The organism is Oscillibacter valericigenes (assembly GCF_021531435.1).
Lineage (GTDB): Bacteria > Bacillota > Clostridia > Oscillospirales > Oscillospiraceae > Oscillibacter > Oscillibacter valericigenes_B.
The window spans coordinates 1-3,028 of the sequence record NZ_JAFBIS010000053.1 but is presented as its reverse complement, the minus strand read 5'-3'; the positions used below and the strand labels follow the sequence as shown (position 1 = coordinate 3,028).

Genomic DNA, 3,028 nt, shown 5'->3' with positions numbered 1-3,028 from the left:
CGAAACAGCCGCACCGCTTAAACCGAAATACTCACACCGTCCGAAACGAAATCCTCACACCGTTCGGGCGAAATTTGCATTAGAGGGGCAGCTTCCAAAAGGAGATACAGCTGAGGGAGGCAGCTGTATGAACCCCTAATAAAGAAAAGAGGTCAATAAAATGATATAAATGGCGAAAGTTGTAGTCACAGGCAATGCCTGTGACTACAACTTTGAGTACAAGTAAATTAATAGATAAGGCTTTTCTTCAATTGCGCACGTATGTAATTTATGCTATATTATTACTGACACTATGGAAGGCAGTAAGATAGCAAATTATTGAGATGAATCCTTGAATAAGATCTCAAGTATAGTATTTGAAGGATAAGCTTATGATAGATGAGAAGAATGAAAGAAATGGCACAACAGAGATAATCAAACGCCGTTCAAATTTTGATTTCTTATTTTCGGAGTTTCCAGAATTAGCACAATGGGGAATCAAAGCAGAGAAGGGTTATGTCACTGAACCGGTTTTTTGTATATCCGCAATTCAGACATTGGCAGAAATCCTTGTCAATTTCATTTTTGAATATGAAGGTTTAGCAATTCCGTATGACAATTCCCAGCACCAAAAAATTGAGTTACTTAGACTTCATAATATTATTTCACCAAAGCAAAGTGACCTCCTCGATGCGCTTCGGAAAACTTCAAACAAAATTAAGCACCAAGGTGAGAGTTGTAGCAAAAGTGAAGCTTTGTCCTATTTGAAAAGGATATTTGGACTTTGCTGCTGGTTTAAGCGCGTGTACGGCATTGACGAATCTGTACCAAGCCAGTTTTATGAACCAATTCCTAAGAAGGCTGCTCCACCATTGTCAAAAAGTTGCGAGGATATTCCCAACAGGCTACAACAAGGGAAAGCGGATACGGTCACCCCTGCTAAGCCTGCCATTTCGGGTGATGGCGAGTGCGAAGAAGATGAGAACGAAGATGAAGATAAAGGAATCAGATTGTCTCCTGAAGAAATAGACGCCATTGTATCAAGTGCAGTGGCCCGAGCAAAAGCAGCATTGGGCTTGAAGACGGCACCTGATTATACCCGAACTAAAGCTAATCCATCGACGAATACATTGAAAGCTTTCCTTGAAAGTAAAGGCTTGGAAGTGATCGACAAGCGATCTTCCGGTGGATGTCTTTGGGTCGTTGGGAGTAGGACACAAATTCACTCAATTATCACTGAAGCGTGTACAAAATACAACATTACTGGAGCGTATTGCGGAGGTGGAAAAGCCACTGGTTACCGTGATGCTTGGTTTACAAAATGCGATGCATGAGTTTTAATTCTAAAACTTCATAAAATAAAAACTCTCGTAAATATTCAATTTACGAGAGTTTTTGGTACGCCCGACTGGATTCGAACCAGCGGCCTTCAGAGTCGGAGTCTGACGCGCTATCCAACTCGATCGGTCTGCGTCGAAGCGACTGTATCACGAAAAGAAACAAATGTGAGCAAAAAACGCGGAATTTGCCTTGATACATCTATTATTTTGTGCTTTTATTATATCATAAGATGTTCGATAATACAATTCTATTTTGGAGAATATAAGATGGAAAAGCGCACAAATTTGGGGGTTGTGCGCTTTTTTGTGCGCTCTTTTTGAAAGCAAAAAACTAATACGTAGAAAGCGCGCTGCCATAAATTTATTCAATGTCCGGGGGAATGTTTTGGGATATTAACCTTGCTCGCGCTAACGAAAAGGGAACACCTGCAAACAAAATTCTACGACTGCCAAATAAGAATCTATATTTTAGAAATAGGTTTATACAACTTTAAACGTTTTATAGTTTGATGGAACTCTTTTGAACAAGTCCGTACATCTGTTAAATTATCAGTACGTGAAGCAAAGTATTTTTGAATTTTATAAAAATAATGAATACCTAAAAAACGAGAAAACTCGAAATCCGTTGTGCTGCAATGCTTTCGGGGATTTGCTCCGTCTAAATAAATTTAAGTTTATTATAAATGGTCTGCGCTATTATATAGCCACAGGGTGAGGGAAACAAACCCACCTGATAAAAAGGGTAGCGACCGACGCCCGCGCCAAGAGCGCAGAAAGGAAACTATTATGAAGCGCAATTCTTGTTTTATTGACCACACCCAGCAGACGATTTTCTGTACCTCTGAATTTATGAAGTGTGCCGGTATTTGGGGAACAGAGGAATATAATCACCTGCTGATGGTGAGAAGAGATCTTCCCACATACCGACTGGAAAAGAAAAATGTATCTGAAAACAAGAAAGTTTACAAGAAGCTTACTATTGAAAGAATGCGGAGTTATGTCGAATTCAAGGAAGGCGCAGATAGTGACGCACTGAAAAAGTTTGACAAGGTTTGCAAGGAAGCAAAAATCCGAGGACATGCTTATCCCCGTGTAAAGAGTTGGTTCATTAACCAGTATAAAGACTATGCCAATGATCCGACATGGGATAGCAACAACGAAAATGAAGTTGAAGCCGAAAACAACACCGACAACAGCGCAGCATAAAAGGAGGTAATTGAAATGAAAAACCAGTATTCTTTGGATTTTGTCAAGAACACTCTGACTATTTCTGAACGCTTCAACAAGCGTGCAATGAATCCCGATAATGATGAATATGCAATTCTGTTGAAATTTAAGAATGATTTTCCCGGACTGCGAATTTGCATTAAACCTGCTCCCAAGCGCAAAAATGCATCTGCTCAACTTACCTATAATAAGATGGTGAAGTATCTTGCTTGTCAGCCCGATGGCGAAAGACTGCTGCTTATGTTTAAGCAAATCTGTGAACTGGCAACAAGCAGCAACATGTCTTATCAGTATGTAAAAAAGTGGTTCCTCGAACAATTCCCGGAATATTTACAGTATCCCTCTTTTGATGAAAATGGAAAGATGGTAAATCCGCGCGGAACCGCCAAGGCAGAAACCGCACGAGACCGTCGAAAATTCTGTGTAATCGACGTTCCTCGACAGTATGAAAATCTTCGACTGAGTCAAGAATGAGATCAAAC

General features: G+C 40.2%; 3 protein-coding genes. All 3 read left to right on the top strand.

Annotation, left to right across the window (positions count from 1 at the left end; all coding sequences use genetic code 11):
• The first annotated feature begins 371 nt into the window (after window positions 1-371).
• The 3 genes from JQM68_RS13445 to JQM68_RS13435 all read left to right on the top strand — a co-directional run bounded on the left by JQM68_RS13445 (window position 372) and on the right by JQM68_RS13435 (window position 3,020).
• Window positions 372-1,313 carry a hypothetical protein gene (locus tag JQM68_RS13445; protein WP_235223530.1) on the top strand — a complete coding sequence of 314 codons (942 nt, stop codon included), beginning with the start codon at window positions 372-374 and terminating at the stop codon, window positions 1,311-1,313.
• Between the two features lie 792 nt (window positions 1,314-2,105).
• A complete protein-coding gene (locus JQM68_RS13440; RefSeq protein ID WP_235223529.1) occupies window positions 2,106-2,525 on the top strand; it encodes a hypothetical protein in 420 nt (139 codons plus the stop codon).
• A gap of 15 nt (window positions 2,526-2,540) precedes the next feature.
• Complete coding sequence (locus JQM68_RS13435) at window positions 2,541-3,020, top strand: hypothetical protein (protein ID WP_235223528.1); 480 nt, start codon at window positions 2,541-2,543, stop codon at window positions 3,018-3,020.
• Window positions 3,021-3,028: the final 8 nt, after the last annotated feature.